The 15443-nt window shown below is 70.8% G+C and carries 13 protein-coding genes; 8 read left to right on the top strand and 5 right to left on the bottom strand.

The genetic code is table 11. From position 1 onward, the window contains the following. Positions 1–153: 153 nt before the first annotated feature. The 7 genes from bamA (at position 154) to ABL310_RS06100 (ending at position 7403) form a co-directional block, all read left to right on the top strand. Positions 154–2472, top strand: coding sequence for an outer membrane protein assembly factor BamA (gene bamA / locus ABL310_RS06130; RefSeq protein WP_349370810.1), 2319 nt, complete (start codon positions 154–156; stop codon positions 2470–2472). A gap of 94 nt (positions 2473–2566) precedes the next feature. Then, positions 2567–3625 carry a UDP-3-O-(3-hydroxymyristoyl)glucosamine N-acyltransferase gene (lpxD, locus tag ABL310_RS06125; protein ID WP_349370809.1) on the top strand — a complete coding sequence of 353 codons (1059 nt, stop codon included), beginning with the start codon at positions 2567–2569 and terminating at the stop codon, positions 3623–3625. A gap of 72 nt (positions 3626–3697) precedes the next feature. After that, complete coding sequence (gene fabZ, locus ABL310_RS06120; RefSeq protein ID WP_349370808.1) at positions 3698–4177, top strand: 3-hydroxyacyl-ACP dehydratase FabZ; 480 nt, start codon at positions 3698–3700, stop codon at positions 4175–4177. Then, complete coding sequence (gene lpxA / locus ABL310_RS06115; protein ID WP_349370807.1) at positions 4174–4971, top strand: acyl-ACP--UDP-N-acetylglucosamine O-acyltransferase; 798 nt, start codon at positions 4174–4176, stop codon at positions 4969–4971. Before fabZ ends, lpxA begins: the two co-directional genes overlap by 4 nt. Positions 4972–4973: 2 nt before the next feature. Next, a complete protein-coding gene (locus ABL310_RS06110; protein ID WP_349370806.1) occupies positions 4974–5843 on the top strand; it encodes a UDP-2,3-diacylglucosamine diphosphatase LpxI domain-containing protein in 870 nt (289 codons plus the stop codon). Then, entirely contained in the window at positions 5840–7000 is a 1161-nt protein-coding gene (lpxB, locus tag ABL310_RS06105) for a lipid-A-disaccharide synthase (protein ID WP_349370805.1), read from the top strand. The genes ABL310_RS06110 and lpxB overlap by 4 nt, the downstream gene beginning before the upstream one ends. Before the next feature lie 76 nt (positions 7001–7076). Beyond that, entirely contained in the window at positions 7077–7403 is a 327-nt protein-coding gene (locus ABL310_RS06100) for a hypothetical protein (protein ID WP_349370804.1), read from the top strand. 300 nt (positions 7404–7703) lie between these two features. On the opposite strand, the gene ABL310_RS06095 is transcribed toward ABL310_RS06100, so the two are convergent. Further along, positions 7704–9776 (bottom strand): M3 family metallopeptidase, encoded by a 2073-nt coding sequence (locus ABL310_RS06095; protein WP_349370803.1) that lies wholly within the window; start codon positions 9774–9776, stop codon positions 7704–7706. A 73-nt stretch (positions 9777–9849) separates the two neighbouring features. Here ABL310_RS06095 and ABL310_RS06090 point away from each other — a divergent pair, with 73 nt between their 5' ends. After that, positions 9850–10497, top strand: coding sequence for a methyltransferase (locus ABL310_RS06090; RefSeq protein ID WP_349370802.1), 648 nt, complete (start codon positions 9850–9852; stop codon positions 10495–10497). Here the strand turns inward: ABL310_RS06090 and ABL310_RS06085 are convergent, their stop codons facing one another. The 4 genes from ABL310_RS06085 to grpE all read right to left on the bottom strand — a co-directional run bounded on the left by ABL310_RS06085 (position 10498) and on the right by grpE (position 15393). Beyond that, complete coding sequence (locus tag ABL310_RS06085) at positions 10498–10842, bottom strand: hypothetical protein (protein ID WP_349370801.1); 345 nt, start codon at positions 10840–10842, stop codon at positions 10498–10500. Further along, positions 10829–11071 (bottom strand): DUF4160 domain-containing protein, encoded by a 243-nt coding sequence (locus ABL310_RS06080; RefSeq protein ID WP_349370800.1) that lies wholly within the window; start codon positions 11069–11071, stop codon positions 10829–10831. The genes ABL310_RS06085 and ABL310_RS06080 overlap by 14 nt, the downstream gene beginning before the upstream one ends. A 90-nt stretch (positions 11072–11161) precedes the next feature. After that, positions 11162–14632 carry a DNA polymerase III subunit alpha gene (gene dnaE / locus ABL310_RS06075; RefSeq protein ID WP_349370799.1) on the bottom strand — a complete coding sequence of 1157 codons (3471 nt, stop codon included), beginning with the start codon at positions 14630–14632 and terminating at the stop codon, positions 11162–11164. A gap of 107 nt (positions 14633–14739) precedes the next feature. Further along, positions 14740–15393, bottom strand: coding sequence for a nucleotide exchange factor GrpE (gene grpE / locus ABL310_RS06070; protein WP_349370798.1), 654 nt, complete (start codon positions 15391–15393; stop codon positions 14740–14742). Positions 15394–15443: the final 50 nt, after the last annotated feature.

Here is a 15443-nt window from a genome sequence, read left to right as displayed (position 1 = left end):
GCCCGGCCAAAATTGCGGCGGGGTGAGGACGAGGCGGTTGCGTGGCCGCCCAACTCGGTTAGAAGCGGAGATTGACCAGAACGGTCGGGGGGGCGTTCGCGCGCTTTCGGTCCGCACGGCAACCCGTGGCAACAAGAACGAGACGGGCCTTATATGTCGATGACAGTGAAACGCCGGCGTCATGCGGCGAAGTCGACCTCGGTGGCACTCGCGGCGCTGATGGTCGCATTCAGCGTGTCGGAGGCGGTGGCGCAGCAGGTCGTGGTTCGCGGCAACAGCCGAATCGACGACGCGACCATCCGCGCCTACGTCACCGGCGTCAGCCCCGAGGAGGCGCGTCGCAACCTCGTCGCCACCGGCTTCTTCACGGACGTTCGCGTCTCCCGCTCCGGCGGCCAGACGATCGTCTCCGTCGTCGAGAACAACGTCATCAACCGCGTCGCCTTCGAGGGGAACCGCCGGCTGCCGAGCGAGGCGCTGCTCCCCGAGCTGCAGACGCGCGCCCGCCAGCCCTACAATCCGGCCACCGTCCAGGCGGACGTCGAGCGGATCCAGGAGATCTACCGGCGCACGGGCCGTGCGCTGGCGACGGTGTCCTCGCGCGTGGTCGACCTGCCCGACGGGCGCATCGACGTCGTCTTCACGGTGGACGAGGGCGTCAAGACCGGCATCCGCGAGATCGGCTTCTCCGGCAACGAGGCCTTCTCGGACGGGCGCCTGCGCGACGTCATGACCTCGACCGAGACGAACATCCTGTCGTTCCTCAAGACCTCGGACGTCTACGACCCGGATCGTCTCGCCGCGGACCTCGAGCTGATCCGGCGCTACTACCTGCGCAAGGGTTACGCCGACTTCCGCGTGGTGGGCACGAACGTGGTGTTCGACCCGCAGCGCGAGGGCTACGTCATCGACATCGCCGTCGAGGAAGGCCAGCAGTACCGCGTCGGCGCCGTCTCCGTCGATTCGCGCATCCCGGACGTCGCCACCGACGAGCTTCAGCGCCGCGTGCTGACGCGCTCGGGCCAGATCTACGACGCGACCGCCGTCGAGCGCACGCTGGTCGACCTGACGACCGAGGTGGCGCGCCGCGGCTACGCCTTCGCGCAGGTTCGCCCGGCGGGCGAGCGCGACCCGGCGGCCGGCGTCGTCAACATCACCTACATCGTGGAGGAGGGTCCGCGCGTCTACATCGAGCGGATCAACATCCGCGGCAACACGCGCACCCGCGACTACGTCATCCGTCGCGAGCTCGATCTCGGCGAAGGCGACCCCTACAACAAGGTCCTGATCGACCGCGCGGAGCGCCGGCTGAACAATCTCGGCTTCTTCGAGCGCGTGCGCATCTCCAACGAGCCGAGCCTGTCGCCGGACCGTGTCGTCCTCAACATCGACGTCGAGGACAAGCCGACCGGATCGTTCTCCGTCGCCGGCGGGTATTCCACCTCGGACGGCTTCATCGGCGAGGTGTCGCTGTCGGAGTCGAACTTCCTGGGCCGCGGCCAGGCCGTGCGGATCGCCGGCTCCTGGGGCGAGCGGTCGCAGGGCTTCGACTTCTCCTTCACCGAGCCGTATTTCCTCGGCTATCGCGTGGCGGCGGGCGTCGACCTGTTCTCGCGCTTCTCGGAGGCCTCCGACACGGGCCGCTTCGACACGCGCACGACCGGCGGCGCGCTGCGCTTCGGCCTGCCCATCACGGAGCAGCTCTCGGTCCAGGCGCGGTACTCGCTGTACCAGCAGGACATCGACGTCCCGGCCGCCTTCCGTGACGGCAATCCCGCCAATGGCGAGGCGTCCGTCGCGATCCGCGAGGCGGCCGGCGAGACGATCACCTCGCTCGTGGGCCTGACCTTCACCTTCAACTCGCTCGACAACGCGCGCAATCCGCGCTCGGGTCTCTTCGCCGAGCTGCGGCCGGAACTCGCCGGCCTGGGCGGCGATTCCGAGTTCTTCCGCGTGACGGCCGATGCGCGCTATTACCACGAGCTGTTCGAGGACGTCATCGGCATCGCCCGCGTCCAGGCCGGCCACGTCGTGGCCTGGGGCGGCGACGACCTGCGCATTCTGGACCACTTCTTCATGGGCCCGTCGCTCGTGCGCGGCTTCGAGCCGTCCGGCATCGGCCCGCGCGACCAGCTCGGCAACGCCATCGGCGGCACGACCTATGCCGGCGGCTCGCTGGAGGTGCAGTTCCCGCTGCCGCTGCTGCCGCGCGATCTCGGCTTCAAGGGCGCGGTCTTCGCGGACGTGGGCACGCTCGTGAACTACGAGGGCCAGCGCGTGTTCCGGCTCGCGAACGGCACGACCGAGACGATCACGGTCAACGACAACGACGAGATCCGCTCGTCCATCGGCGCGAGCCTGCTGTGGGCGTCGCCGCTCGGCCCGCTGCGCTTCGACTACGCCTACGCCCTCTCGAAGGCGGACGGCGACCAGACCCAGGCGTTCCGCTTCTCGGGCGGAACGAGCTTCTGATCGCGGGGGTTGACCTCCCGTCGCGGCGATGTCCGCGGCGGGAGCGACTCCCCGATCCACTGCGCGAGCGGCGCCCCAACAGAGCCAGAGCCTCATGGCGGAACCCGATTTCTTCCCCAGGGCCGACGCGCTCACGCTCGCCGACGTCGCGGCTCTCGCCGGCGTCGCGATCCCGGCGGGTGCGGATCCCGAGGCCCGGTTCCGCGGCGCCGGCGCGCTCGAGGAAGCCGGCCCCGACGACATCGCCTACATGGACAACCCGCGCTACGCGGACGCGCTCGCGAGCACGGCCGCCGGCCTCGTCCTGACCTCGAAGCGCTTCGCCCCGCGCGCGCCCGACGAGGCGGTGGTCCTCGTCTGCGCGCAGCCCTACCGGGCCTTCGCCGAGGTGCTGGCGCGGCTGTATCCGACGGCGCTGCGCCCGCAGTCGGTCTTCGGCTCGTCGGGCGTCTCGCCGGGCGCGCTCGTTCACCCGACGGCCAGGATCGAGCACGGCGCCACGATCGACCCCGGCGCGGTGGTCGGGCCGCATGCCGAGATCGGCGCCGGCACGATCGTGTGCGCCAACGCCGTCGTGGGCCCGCAGTGCCGGATCGGCCGAAACTGCTCGATCTCGCCCGGCGCGACGGTGATGAACGCCTTCCTCGGAAACCGTGTGATCGTCCATCCCGGCGTGCGCATCGGCCAGGACGGCTTCGGGTTCGCCATGGGTCCGCGCGGGCACGGCAAGGTCCCGCAGGTCGGGCGGGTCGTCGTTCAGGACGACGTCGAGATCGGCGCCAATTGCACGATCGACCGCGGCTCGGGGCGCGACACCGTCATCGGCGAGGGCACCAAGATCGACAACCTCGTCCAGATCGGACACAACGTCGTCGTCGGCCGCCATTGCGTCATCGTCGCCCAGGTCGGCATCTCCGGGTCGGCGACGCTCGAGGATTTCGTCGTGCTCGGCGGGCAGGTCGGCGTCGTCGGGCACGTGACCGTCGGCATGGGCGCGCAGATCGCGGCGACGAGCAACGTCAACAGCGACGTGCCCGCCGGCGCACGCTGGGGCGGCACGCCCGCCAAGCCGGTGCGGGAATGGTTCCGCGAGATCACAGCCGTCAAAACGCTTGCATCCCGGCGCGTTTCCGCCAAAGACGACGAGGATTGAGAACCTGCCGCCGCAGGCCGCGCGCGCTGTTCGCGAGCGGCGCGAGCGGGTCGCGTGATGGGAGGAGGGAGCATGAGCGAAACCAACGGCGACGCCGCATCGACGACACTCGAGGCCGTCGACATCGTCGAGATCCTGGAGCTCCTGCCTCACCGCTACCCGTTCCTGCTGGTCGACCGCATCCGCGACATCGACGGCGACCGCTCCTGCGTCGGCGTGAAGAACGTCACCTTCAACGAGCCACAATTCACGGGCCACTTCCCGACCCGGCCGATCTTCCCCGGCGTCCTCATCTGCGAGGGCATGGCGCAGACGGCCGGCGCGATCTGCGTGCTCGCGACCCGCGCCGAGAAGAAGAAGCCCGAGCAGGTGTTTTTCATGACCATGGACAAGGTCAAGTTCCGCAAGCCCGTCCAGCCCGGCGACGTGCTCGAGTATCGCATGACCAAGCTGAACCAGCGCCGCGCCATGTGGTGGTACCGCGGCGAGGCCTTCGTCGACGGCCAGATGGTCGCCGAGGCGGAACTCTCCGCCATGCTGGTGCTCTCGTGACGGCTTTCGTCCATCCGACCGCCATCGTCGAGGACGGGGCGCAGCTCGGGGAGGGCGTCTCGATCGGCCCCTTCTGCACGGTCGGCCCGGAGGTCGTCCTCGGCGACGGCGTCGAGCTCCTCAGCCACGTGGTGGTGACGGGGCGCACCGAGATCGGCGCGCGCACCAAGATCCATCCCTTCGCCGCCATCGGGCACGGGCCGCAGGACCTGAAGTACAAGGGCGAGTGGAACAAGCTGATCGTCGGCGCCGACTGCATCATCCGCGAGTCGGTGACGATGAACGCCGGCACGCCGCAGGGCGACGGCGTCACCCGCGTCGGCGACCGCTGCTTCTTTCTCGCCTACAGCCACGTCGCCCACGACAACCGCATCGGCGACGGCGTCGTGCTCGCCAACAACGTCATGCTCGCCGGCCATTGCAAGCTCGGCGACCACGTCATCGTCGGCGGCGGCGCGGGCCTGCATCAATTCGTGCGCATCGGCTCCTACGCCTTCATCGGTGGCATGTCGGCGATCGAGAACGACGTCATCCCCTACGGCATGGCCATGGGCAACCGCGCCGCGCTGGCGGGGCTCAACGTCATCGGCCTCAAGCGACGCGGCTTCTCGCGCGAGTCGATCCACGACCTGCGCCGCGCCTACCGGCTCCTGTTCGGCGCCGAGGGCACCTTCGCCGAGCGCCTCGCCGACGTGGAGGAGGCCTATGGCGGGCACGAGCAGGTGCGCGAGATCCTCGCCTTCATCCGCGCGGGCGGCGACCGGTCGGTGATGACGCCGCGCGAGAGCGCCTGACCATGCGGAACGACGGCCCGGTCGTCGTGGTCGCCGGGGCGGGCGCGCTGCCCGAGATCCTGGTCTCGGCTCTGGCCGCGCAGGGCCGCGAGGCGCGCGTGCTCGCGCTCTCTGGCTTCGCCGGGCGGGCGGTTCGTCGCCGCGCCGACAGGACGATGAGCCTTCTCGACGTCGCGGGCATTCTGGACCAGCTGGCAGCCTGGCGTCCCGCCGCCGTGGCGCTCGCCGGCGGCGTCGCCCGCCCCTCCCCCGCGGCGCTCGCGAGCGGCGTCGCCGCCTGGCGCAATCGCAAGGAGATCGCCGAGGTCTTCGCGCGCGGCGACGACCACCTCCTGCGCGGCGTCGTCGCGCTGCTGGAGGAGCGCGGCCACCGCGTGATCGGCGCGCACGAGATCGCGCCGGACGTGCTCGCGCCCGCGGGTCTCCTCGGGGCGGTCCGCCCCGCGCCCGAGCATCTGCGCGCCGTGCGGGTCGGCTTCGCCTGCCTCGCCGCCCTCTCGCCCTTCGACGTCGGGCAGGCCTGCGTCACGGTCGAGAGCCGCATCGTCGCCATCGAGGGGGCGGAGGGGACGGACCGCATGCTCGCGCGCGTCGCGGCGCTCGGCCGCGGCATCCCCTTCCTGAGCCGGCGCAAGCCCCTCGGCGGCGTCCTCGTCAAGACCGCGAAGGCGGGGCAGGACCGGCGCGTCGACCTCGCCGCGAGCGGCCCGCGCACGATCCGCAACGCCGCCGCCGCCGGCCTCGCCGGCGTGGCGCTCGGCGCCGGCGCGACGCTGACGATCGAGCGCGAGGCCATGATCGCCGAGGCCGACCGGCGCGGGCTGTTCCTGATCGGCGTCGATCCCGACCGGCCGGAGGAGATCGCCGCATGAGCGCCGCTCCCCTGATCTACCTCGTCGCCGGCGAGGAATCGGGCGACGCCCTCGGCGCCGGCCTGATGCGGGCGATCCGCGCGCACGTGCCCGAGGCGCGCTTCGTCGGCGTCGGCGGGGAGCGCATGGCCCGCGAGGGGCTCGACAGCCTGTTCCCCATGGCGGAGATGTCGGTGATGGGCATCCTGCCGGTGATCGCCCGTCTGCCCTCGCTGCTGCGCCGGATCGACCAGACCGCCACAGCGGTGGTCGCGGCGAAGCCGGACGCGCTCGTGCTCATCGACAGCCCGGACTTCACCCACCGCGTCGCCCGGCGCGCCCGCAAGCGGCTGCCGGATTTGACGGTGATCAACTACGTCTCGCCGACCGTCTGGGCCTGGCGGCCGGGCCGCGCCAGGGCGATGCGGGCCTATGTCGACCACGTCATGGCGCTCAAGCCCTTCGAGCCGGCGGCGCACCAGCGGCTCGGCGGCCCGCCCTGCACCTATGTCGGCCACCCGCTGATCGAGCGCACCGAGGCCCTGCGCCCGGCGCCCGGCGAGCGCCATCCGGTCGGCGAGGGGCCGCTCGAGCTGCTCGTCCTTCCCGGCAGCCGCCGGTCCGAGGTGTCGCGGCTGCTGGCGCCCTTCGGCGAGGCGCTCGCCCTGCTCTCGAAGGCGCTCGACGGTCGCGAGATCGCGCTGACCCTCCCCGCCGTCGACCATGTCCTGCCGCTGATCGAGGACGGCGTGCGCAACTGGCCGATCGCGCCGACCATCGTGCGCGGCGAGGCGGCCAAGCACGCCGCCTTCCGCAAGGCGCACGCGGCGCTCGCGGCCTCGGGCACGGTGACGCTCGAGCTCGCGCTCGCGGGCGTACCGATGGTCGTGGCCTACAAGGTCTCGACGCTCGAGGCGCAGCTGCGCTGGCTGCTCACGGTGGACACGATCGTGCTCGCGAACCTGGTGCTCGGCGAGAAGGCCATCCCCGAATTCATCCAGGGCGAATGCCGCGGCGACACGCTCTGCGCCGCCCTCGCGCCCTTGTGCGCCGACACCCCCGCCCGCCGCGCCCAGGAGGACGCCTTCGCCCGCATCGACGCCGCGATGGATCTCGGCGGCGAGACCCCGAGCGAGGCGGCGGCGCGGGTGGTTCTGGAGACGATGGGGATTAGCTGACGAGCGGAACAGCTTGTCACTCGACACGAATGCTCGCGTTGCTTATCCTTCGACGCGCAGCCTGGAGGCGAGAGACATGGGGACCGTCCGCTACGCGCTCGAGCCCGAGAACCCGCCGAAGCTCTCGGACGAGACGAAGGCGCGCCTCGACGCCATGCGGGACGAGGACATCGCCTTCAACGACATTCCGGAGCTCGACCCGGCCCACCTGCGCGAGCTGGAGCCACGCCCTGTCGTCTACAGGCTCGACCCGGCCCGGCCACCGCCTCTGTCCGACGAGAGCGCCGCGCGGTGGGATGCGCTCGCGGACGAAGACATCGACTACAGCGATGCGCCGGAAGTCGACCCGAAGGGCTGGCGCGAAGTCGACCCGCAGTCGTCGGCCGCCGTCTCCAAGCGCTAAGACCGGCGTCAATCGGAACGGCGAGACGGACTGACAGCCAACCCGTTGAAAATCGGATACGTCGAAAAATTTCAGCCGCGTCGACGGCTTTCCGGTGTCATCCCGGGCGCCGAACGGCGACCCGGGACCCATAGACGCCGACGCCCGAGTCGCAGCCTTGAGGCTGCGTTGCGCGACATCGACATAGCTGGCGCGACGAGCGCGGCATGCGCGCTCGAGCCGAGGTCGAGGTGATGGGTCCCGGGTCCGCTTCGCGGCCCGGGATGACAGCGCTCCGCATTGCGCGCCTCGCTCCCCTCCTCACGCCTCCCCGGCCGCCGGCGCTTCCAGACCCTCGATCAGCCCCCGCTTGCGCAGCAGCGGCTCCACGTCCGGCATGCGGCCGCGGAAGGCGAAATAGGCGTCCGCCGGATCTCGGCGGTTGCCGGCGGCGTAGATGTGGTCGTGGAGCTTCTTCGCCGTCTCGGGGTGGAAGACGTCGCCCGTCTCCTTGAAGGCGTCGAAGGCGTCGGCGTCGAGCACCTCGGACCACATGTAGCTGTAGTACCCCGCCGCGTAGCCGGCGCCCGCGAAGATATGGGCAAAATGCGGCGTGCGGTGACGCATCACCATCTCGTCCGGCATGCCGATGCGCGCGAGCGCGTCGCGCTCGAAGGCGATCGGGTCGACGTTGTCCGCCGACGGCAGCAGGTGGAAGTCGAGGTCGACCAGCGCGCAGGAGAGATACTCCACCGTGGCGAAGCCCTGGTTGAAGGTGCGCGCGCCGATGAGCTTCTCGCGCAGGTCGAGCGGCATCGGCTCGCCGGTGCGGTAGTGCGTGGCGAAGCGCTCCAGCACCTCCGGCGTCTCGAGCCAGTGCTCGTAGAGCTGCGAGGGCAGCTCCACGAAGTCCCGGGCCACCGCCGTGCCGGCGAGCGAAGCGTAGGTCACGTCCGACAGGAGCCCGTGCAGCGCGTGGCCGAACTCGTGGAAGAGCGTGCGCGCGTCGTCGAACGAAAGAAGCGACGGCTCCCCGGGCGCGCCGGCGGAGAAGTTCATCACGTTGACGATGATCGGCCGCACCCGCCCGTCGAGATTCTGCTGAGAGCGGAAGGAGGAGGCCCAGGCGCCGGAGCGCTTCGAGGGTCGCGCGAAATAGTCGCCGTAGAACAGCCCGACATGGGCGCCGTCCGGGCCGGTGACCTCGTAGGCGCGCACGTCCGGGTGCCAGGTCGGCACGTCGTGGCGCTCGGTGAAGGCGAGGCCGAAGAGCCGGTTCGCCACCCAGAAGGCGGCGCCGATGATGTTCTCGAGCTGCAGGTACGGCTTGAGCGCGCCCTCGTCGAGATCGTAGCGCTCGCGCCGCACCTGCTCGGCGAAGTACCGCCAGTCCCAGGGCGCGATCTCGGCCGGCTCGCCGCGGGCCTGCGCCAGAGCGGAGAGCGCGTCGCGCTCCTCGCCGACGCGCTTGCGGGCGGGCGTCCAGACCGCGCCGAGGAGGTCGCTCACGGCGTCGGGCGTCTTCGCCATGGCGTCGTCGAGCTTGAAGTGCGCGAAGCTCTCGTAGCCGAGCAGCTGGGCGCGCTCGGCGCGCAGCCGCACGGTCTCGGCGACGATGCCGCGATTGTCGGTCTCCGCGCGGCTCTCGCCGCGGGTGGTCCAGGCCTCGAAGGCTCTCTTGCGCAGGTCGCGCCGGGCCGAGAAGGCGAGGAAGGGCTCGACCGAGGAGCGCGCCAGCGTGATCACGTGCTTGCCCCGCATGCCGCGATCCTCCGCCGCGCGGGCGGCGGCCGAGACCAGCCAGTCCGGCAGGCCGGCGAGGTCGTCCTCGCCATCCAGCACGAGGGTGAAGTCGCTCTCGTCCTTCAGAACGTTCTGGGCGAAGGACGTGCCGAGCTCGGCCAGGCGCTGGTCGATGGCGGCGAGCCGCTCCTTCGTCTCCGGCGGCAGCTGCGCGCCGGCGCGCACGAAGCCGAGATGCGTGCGCTCGAGGAGCCGCGCCGCCTCGGCGTCGAGGCCGAGCGTCTCGCGCGCCTGGAACACGACGTCGACGCGGGAGAAGAGCGCCGGGTCGAGATTGATCTTCGAGGAATGGCGGGAGAGCCGAGGCGCCATCCGGCGCTCGATCGCCTGGATCTCCGGATTCGTGTGCGCGCCGGCGAGATTGTAGAACACGAGCGCGACCCGGCGCAGGGCCTTGCCCGCGCGTTCCAGCGCCAGGATCGTGTTCTCGAAGGTGGCGGGCGCGGAATCGTCGCGGATCGCGGCGATCTCGGCCTCGTGCGCGGCGAGCCCCGTCTCGAACGCCTCCTCCATGTGCTCCGGCGCGATCTCCGCGAAGGGCGGCGCCTCGAAGGGCGTGGTCCAGGCCTGGGAGAAGGGGTTCGCATTCATGGGTGGCGCTCCTTGTCGTGACACTCCTCATTTAGGCCCTGCACGTGGCCACGTCGAGGCGCTATGGTCCGCCATGATCACAGACGATCGCGCGGCCTTCGTGCGCGCAAACACCCGCCTCCTGCCCGTGCCGCACGCGCCCGAGCTCGCCCTCCACGTCGCCGACGAGGCGACGGCGCTGTGGGAGAAGACCGAGGAGGAGCTCGGGAGAATCGGCCTGCCGCCGCCCTTCTGGGCCTTCGCCTGGGCCGGCGGGCAGGCGCTCGCGCGATACGTGCTCGACCATCCCGAGACGGTCGCGGGGCGGCGCGTGCTCGATTTCGCCGCCGGTTCCGGCCTCGTCGCCATCGCCGCCGCGAAGGCGGGGGCCGCGCGGGTCGAGGCCGCCGACATCGACCCCTTCGCCCGCGCCGCCATGCCGCTCAACGCCGCGGCCAACGGCGTGACCATCCTGCCGCGGGGCGAGGACCTGATCGACGCCGACGAGGGCTGGGAGGTCGTTCTCGCCGGCGACATCTGCTACGAGCGCGACCTCGCCGAGCGCGTGATCGCCTGGCTGGAAACCCTCGCCGCGCGCGGCGCGACGGTGCTGATCGGCGATCCCGGCCGGGCCTACCTGCCGAAGGAGCGGCTGACGGAGGTCGCGATCTACCAGGTGCCGGTGACGCGGGCGCTGGAGGACGCGGAGATCAAGCGCTCGTGCGTGTGGCGGGTGAGGTGATCAGCGGCGGGCGCGGCCTGGGCCGTGCGGCTGCGCACCCGAGGCCACGCTTTGCCCGGCCAGAGACTCGAGCGCGAGGGCGCTCATGTCGATCGCCTCGTCCTCGCCCCAGACCAGAGCCGAGCCGTAGGCGCCGACGCGGACGGTGGCGAACAAGGTGGGGTCGGCCCGCAGGGGCGCATAGAGCTTGTAGCGATCCAGCATCGGCGAGAGGTCGACCGTCTGCGCGCCGGCGACGCCGTCGCCCTCCGCCCAGGTCACGCGCACCGCGCGGGACCCGACCGCCTCGACCGCGGCGATCCGGGGAAGCACCCGGCCGACGACGATGGTGTCATTCTCGGTCATTCAACTCGTCCCGTCTCGCCTCCAGAAGATGCCGGTTCGCCGCCGCCCATGCAAGGACCTCCTGCATGGGCCGCCTCGGATACCGCCCGAACAGCACCTTCAAGCTCCGCAGGTCGACGACTGCATCCGTTCCCGGCCCCACGACATGAAAGTGCGGCGGCGGATGCTCCGCGGGCGCTGCGTAAATGTAGATCGCGAGCTTGGTGCGAAACGTGACGATACGGGGCATGCCCGTCGCCTTGCAGGCGCATTTGATCTCACGATATCCCCAAATATGCAACCATTCGACAGTTAAATCTCAAAGAAGCCACTGAGTGTATCAACTGATCTCCACCCACTCCACCCCCGGCACAGCCCTGAGCGCCCCCGCGATCTGCGGGGTGGCCAGATACCGTCCGGGGAGCTTCACCTCCACCTCCTGCTCGCCCTCGTTCAGGATCAGCACGAGGGAGACCTCGCCCTCGCCCTTCGTCTTCAGCCGCTCCTGCACGGAGCGGATGGGGCGGTCGTCGCGCAGGTAGATGCGCATGCCCTTCTGGTGCTTGGCGATGGCCTGGTCGAGGGGCTCCACCGCATTGATGCGCGCGCGCACGTCCTCGCCCTCGACGCCCGCCTGGACGACGAGCACCACCGCCGCGCCCGGCTCCAGATCGTCGCGGAAGCGCTGGAGGCCCTCGGAGAAGACGATCGCCTCGAAATGCCCGGACTGGTCGGAGAGCTGCAGGATGCCCATCTTCGAGCCGGACTTGGTGCGCCGCTCCTGCCGGTCGAGCACGGTGGCGGCGAGGCGCCCGACATTGGCGCCGGCGCGCACGGAGCGGACGAAATCCGTCCAGCGCTGGACGCGCAGCTTGCCCAGCAGCTCGGCATATTCGTCGAGCGGATGGCCCGAGAGGAAGAAGCCCACCGCGTCGTATTCGCGCTGCAGCCGATCGGACGCCGTCCACGGCTCGTGCTCGGGCACGCGCAGCGACACGTCCGCCGCCGCGAGCCCGCCGAACATGTCGACGATGCCGGTCGTCTCCGCCTCCGCCGCCTGGGCGGCGAGGGCGAGCATCGGCTCGATGGCGGCGAAGGCGCGGGCGCGGTCGGGCTCGAGGTCGTCGAAGGCGCCGGCGCAGACGAGGTTCTCGAGGATGCGCTTGTTGACGCTCTTGGGCGGCAGGCGCCGGGCGAAATCGGCGAGGTCCTTGAACGGCTCCGCCCCGCGCGCGGCGACGATCGACTCCATGGCCTGGCGGCCGACCCCCTTCACCGCGGCGAGCGCGTAGCGGATCGCGCCCTCGTGCACCGAGAAGCGCACCTGCGAGCGGTTGATCGAGGGCGGCTCCACCCGGATGCCGAGGCGCTGCGCCTCCCGGCGGAATTCGGAGAGCTTGTCCGTGTTGTCGATGTCGAGGTTCATCGACGCGGCCAGGAACTCGACCGGGTGGTTCGCCTTCACGTAGGCCGTCTGGTAGGAGACGACCGCGTAGGCGGCGGCGTGCGACTTGTTGAAGCCGTAATCCGCGAACTTGGCGAGCAGGTCGAAGATCTCGTCCGCCTTGGCCTCGTCGATGCCGTTCGCCTTGCAGCCGTCGACGAAGCGGACGCGCTGCTTGTCCATCTCCGCCTTGATCTTCTTGCCCATGGCGCGGCGCAGGAGGTCGGCGTCCCCGAGCGAGTAGCCGGCCAGCAGCTTGGCCACCTCCATCACCTGCTCCTGGTACACGATGATCCCGAAGGTCTCGCGCAGGATCGGCGCGAGCTTGGGGTGCGGGTACCATTCGCTCTCGGGCTCGCCCTTGCCGAGCTTGCGGGCGCAATAGACCGGGATGTTCGCCATCGGGCCCGGACGGTAGAGGGCGACCAGCGCGATCAGGTCCTCGATGCGGTCGGCGCGCATCTCGACGAGCGCCTTGCGCATGCCCGCCGATTCCACCTGGAACACGCCCACCGTCTCGCCGCGCCCGAGCATCTCGTAGGTGGTCTTGTCGTCGAGCGGCAGGCCGGAGAGATCGACCGCGACGCCGCGTTCCTTAAGGAGGTCGACGGCGTTGCGCAGCACGGTGAGCGTCTTGAGGCCGAGGAAGTCGAACTTGACGAGGCCCGCCTGCTCGACCCACTTCATGTTGTACTGCGTCACCCGCATGCCCGTCTTCGGGTCTCGGTAGAGCGGCACGAGCTCCTGGAGCGGGCGGTCGCCGATGACGACGCCGGCGGCGTGCGTCGAGGCGTGGCGGTGGAGGCCCTCCAGCTTCTGCGCGATGGCGAGGAGCCGCTCGACCACCTCCTCCTGCTCGGCCGCCTCGCGCAGGCGCGGCTCGTCCTCGATGGCCTGCTCGAGGGTGACGGGCTTCGCCGGGTTTTGCGGCACGAGCTTGCAGAGCTTGTCCACCTGCCCGAAGGGCATGGCGAGCGCCCGGCCGACGTCGCGCAAGACGCCGCGGGCGAGCAGCGTGCCGAAGGTGATGATCTGCGCCACTTGGCGTTCGCCGTAGCGGCGCTGCACGTAGTGGATCACGTCCTCGCGGCCGTCGACGCAGAAGTCGATGTCGAAATCCGGCATCGAGACGCGCTCGGGATTGAGGAAGCGCTCGAACAGCAGACCGAAGCGCAGCGGGTCGATGTCGGTGATGGTCAGAGACCAGGCCACCAGCGAGCCCGCGCCCGAGCCGCGGCCCGGGCCGACGGGGATGTCGTGGTCCTTGGCCCACTTGATGAAGTCGGCGACGATGAGGAAGTAGCCGGGGAACTTCATCCGCCGGATGATGCCGAGCTCGAAGTCGAGCCGGTCGTGGTAGTCCTGCTCCGTCGTGCCCGGCGCCGGGCCGTGCGCCGCGAGCCGCGCGGCGAGCCCCTCCTTGGCCTGGCGCTCGAGCTCGAGCCCCTCGGCCTCCTCGCCGTCGACGCCCTCCACGTCAGCGGTGAAGCGCGGCAGGATGGGCTTTCGCGTCGTCACCCGGTACGAGCAGCGCATCGCCACCTCGACGGTGTTGGCGAGCGCGTCCGGCAGGTCGGCGAAGAGCGCCTGCATCTCGGCGCGGGTCTTGAAGCGGTGCTCCGGCGAGAGCCGGCGCCGATCCGTGTTGGCGACGACCTGGCCCTCGGCCACTGCGAGGAGCGCGTCGTGGGCCTCGTAGTCGTTCTCACCTGCGAAGAAGGGCTCGTTCGTCGCGACCAGCGGCAGGCCGCGCTCGTCGGCGAGCGCGATCAGCGCGCCCTCCACCGCACGCTCCTCCTCGAGCCCGTGGCGCTGGATCTCGACGTAGAGCCGCTCGCCGTAGATCGCCTCCAGCGCCGAAAGCCGCTTGCCGGCGAGCTCGGCGCGGCCGGAGGCGAAGGCCCGGTCGAGGGGGCCGGTGAGCCCGCCGGTGAGCGCGATCACGCCCTCGGCGTGATCGGCGAGCGCCGCGAGCGAGACCTGCGGGCTCGCACCGAGCGCCCCATCGAAATAGCCGCGCGTGACGAGCCGCATGAGGTTGCGGAAGCCCTCCTCGGTCTGCGCCAGCAGCACGAGGTTGGCGATCCCGCCGGCGAGCGCGGCGGGGCCCTGGCGCTGGGCCGGGTCCGGCTCCTCGAAGCAGGTGGTGAGCTGCACGCCCGCGATCGGCTGGATGCCGGCCCCCGACAGCTTCTCGGAGAATTCCAGCGCGCCGAACAGGTTGTTCGTGTCGGTCAGCGCCAGCGCCGGCTGGCGGTCGGCGAGCGCGAGCTTGGAGAGCGCGCCGATCTGCAGAGCGCCCTCGAGCAGCGAGTAGGACGAGTGCGCGTGGAGGTGAACGAAGCCCACGTCCTTGAGAACCGCCATCGTCTCCCCCGCGTCCCGATCCGCCGACGTTCCTTATCCGTTTTAGGGAGCCGGGTGTCGAGGGGAGAGGGGCGACGGGGCTGTGGACGGCGGCGGCGTACGCCGCCTCAGCCCTCGCCGTTCGCCGGCTTCGGACCGCCCTTCGACACCCCGACCATCGCGGGCCGCAGGCAGCGCTCGCCGATGACGTAGCCGGTCTGGACGACCTGGACGACGGTGCCGTTGGGCACGTCCGGGTTCGGGATCTCGAACATGGCCTGGTGCAGGTTCGGATCGAACTTCTCGCCCTGCGGGTCGATCTTCCTCACGCCGTGGCGCTCGAGCGTGTGGAGCAGATCGCGCTCGGTGAGCTCGATGCCTTCCACCAGAGTCTTCGCCGGGCCTTCCATGCCCTCGCGGGCGTCGCCGAGGCTCTCCAGCGCGCGGCGCACGTTGTCGGCCACGGTGAGCATGTCGCGGGCGAAGTTGGTCTTGGCGTAGGTCCGCGCGTCGGCGACCTCGCGCTCGGCCCGGCGGCGCACGTTCTCGAGGTCGGCGAGGGCGCGCAGGAGCTTGTCCTTGAGCGCGTCGCGCTCGGCCTCGACCTCGGCGAGGCGCGCCTCCGGCGTGCCCTCGACGGCGTGGGCGGCGGCCGCCGCGTCGAGCGGATGGGCCGCGGCCGCGGTCGCGTCGACGCGGGCGAGCTCGTCCGTGCCGCCCTCGCCCGGGGCGGTGTCGGCGTTCTCGGCAGGATTCTCGGGACGGGAGGTGTCGTTGGTCATGAGGCTCGATTCGGCTGATCGTCGGAACGGGTGAACTCGGCCCTCATATC

Origin of the sequence: Salinarimonas sp. (assembly GCF_040111675.1) — a bacterium.
Taxonomy (GTDB): Bacteria; Pseudomonadota; Alphaproteobacteria; order Rhizobiales; family Beijerinckiaceae; genus Salinarimonas.
This window is presented reverse-complemented; position numbering and strand designations above follow the sequence as displayed.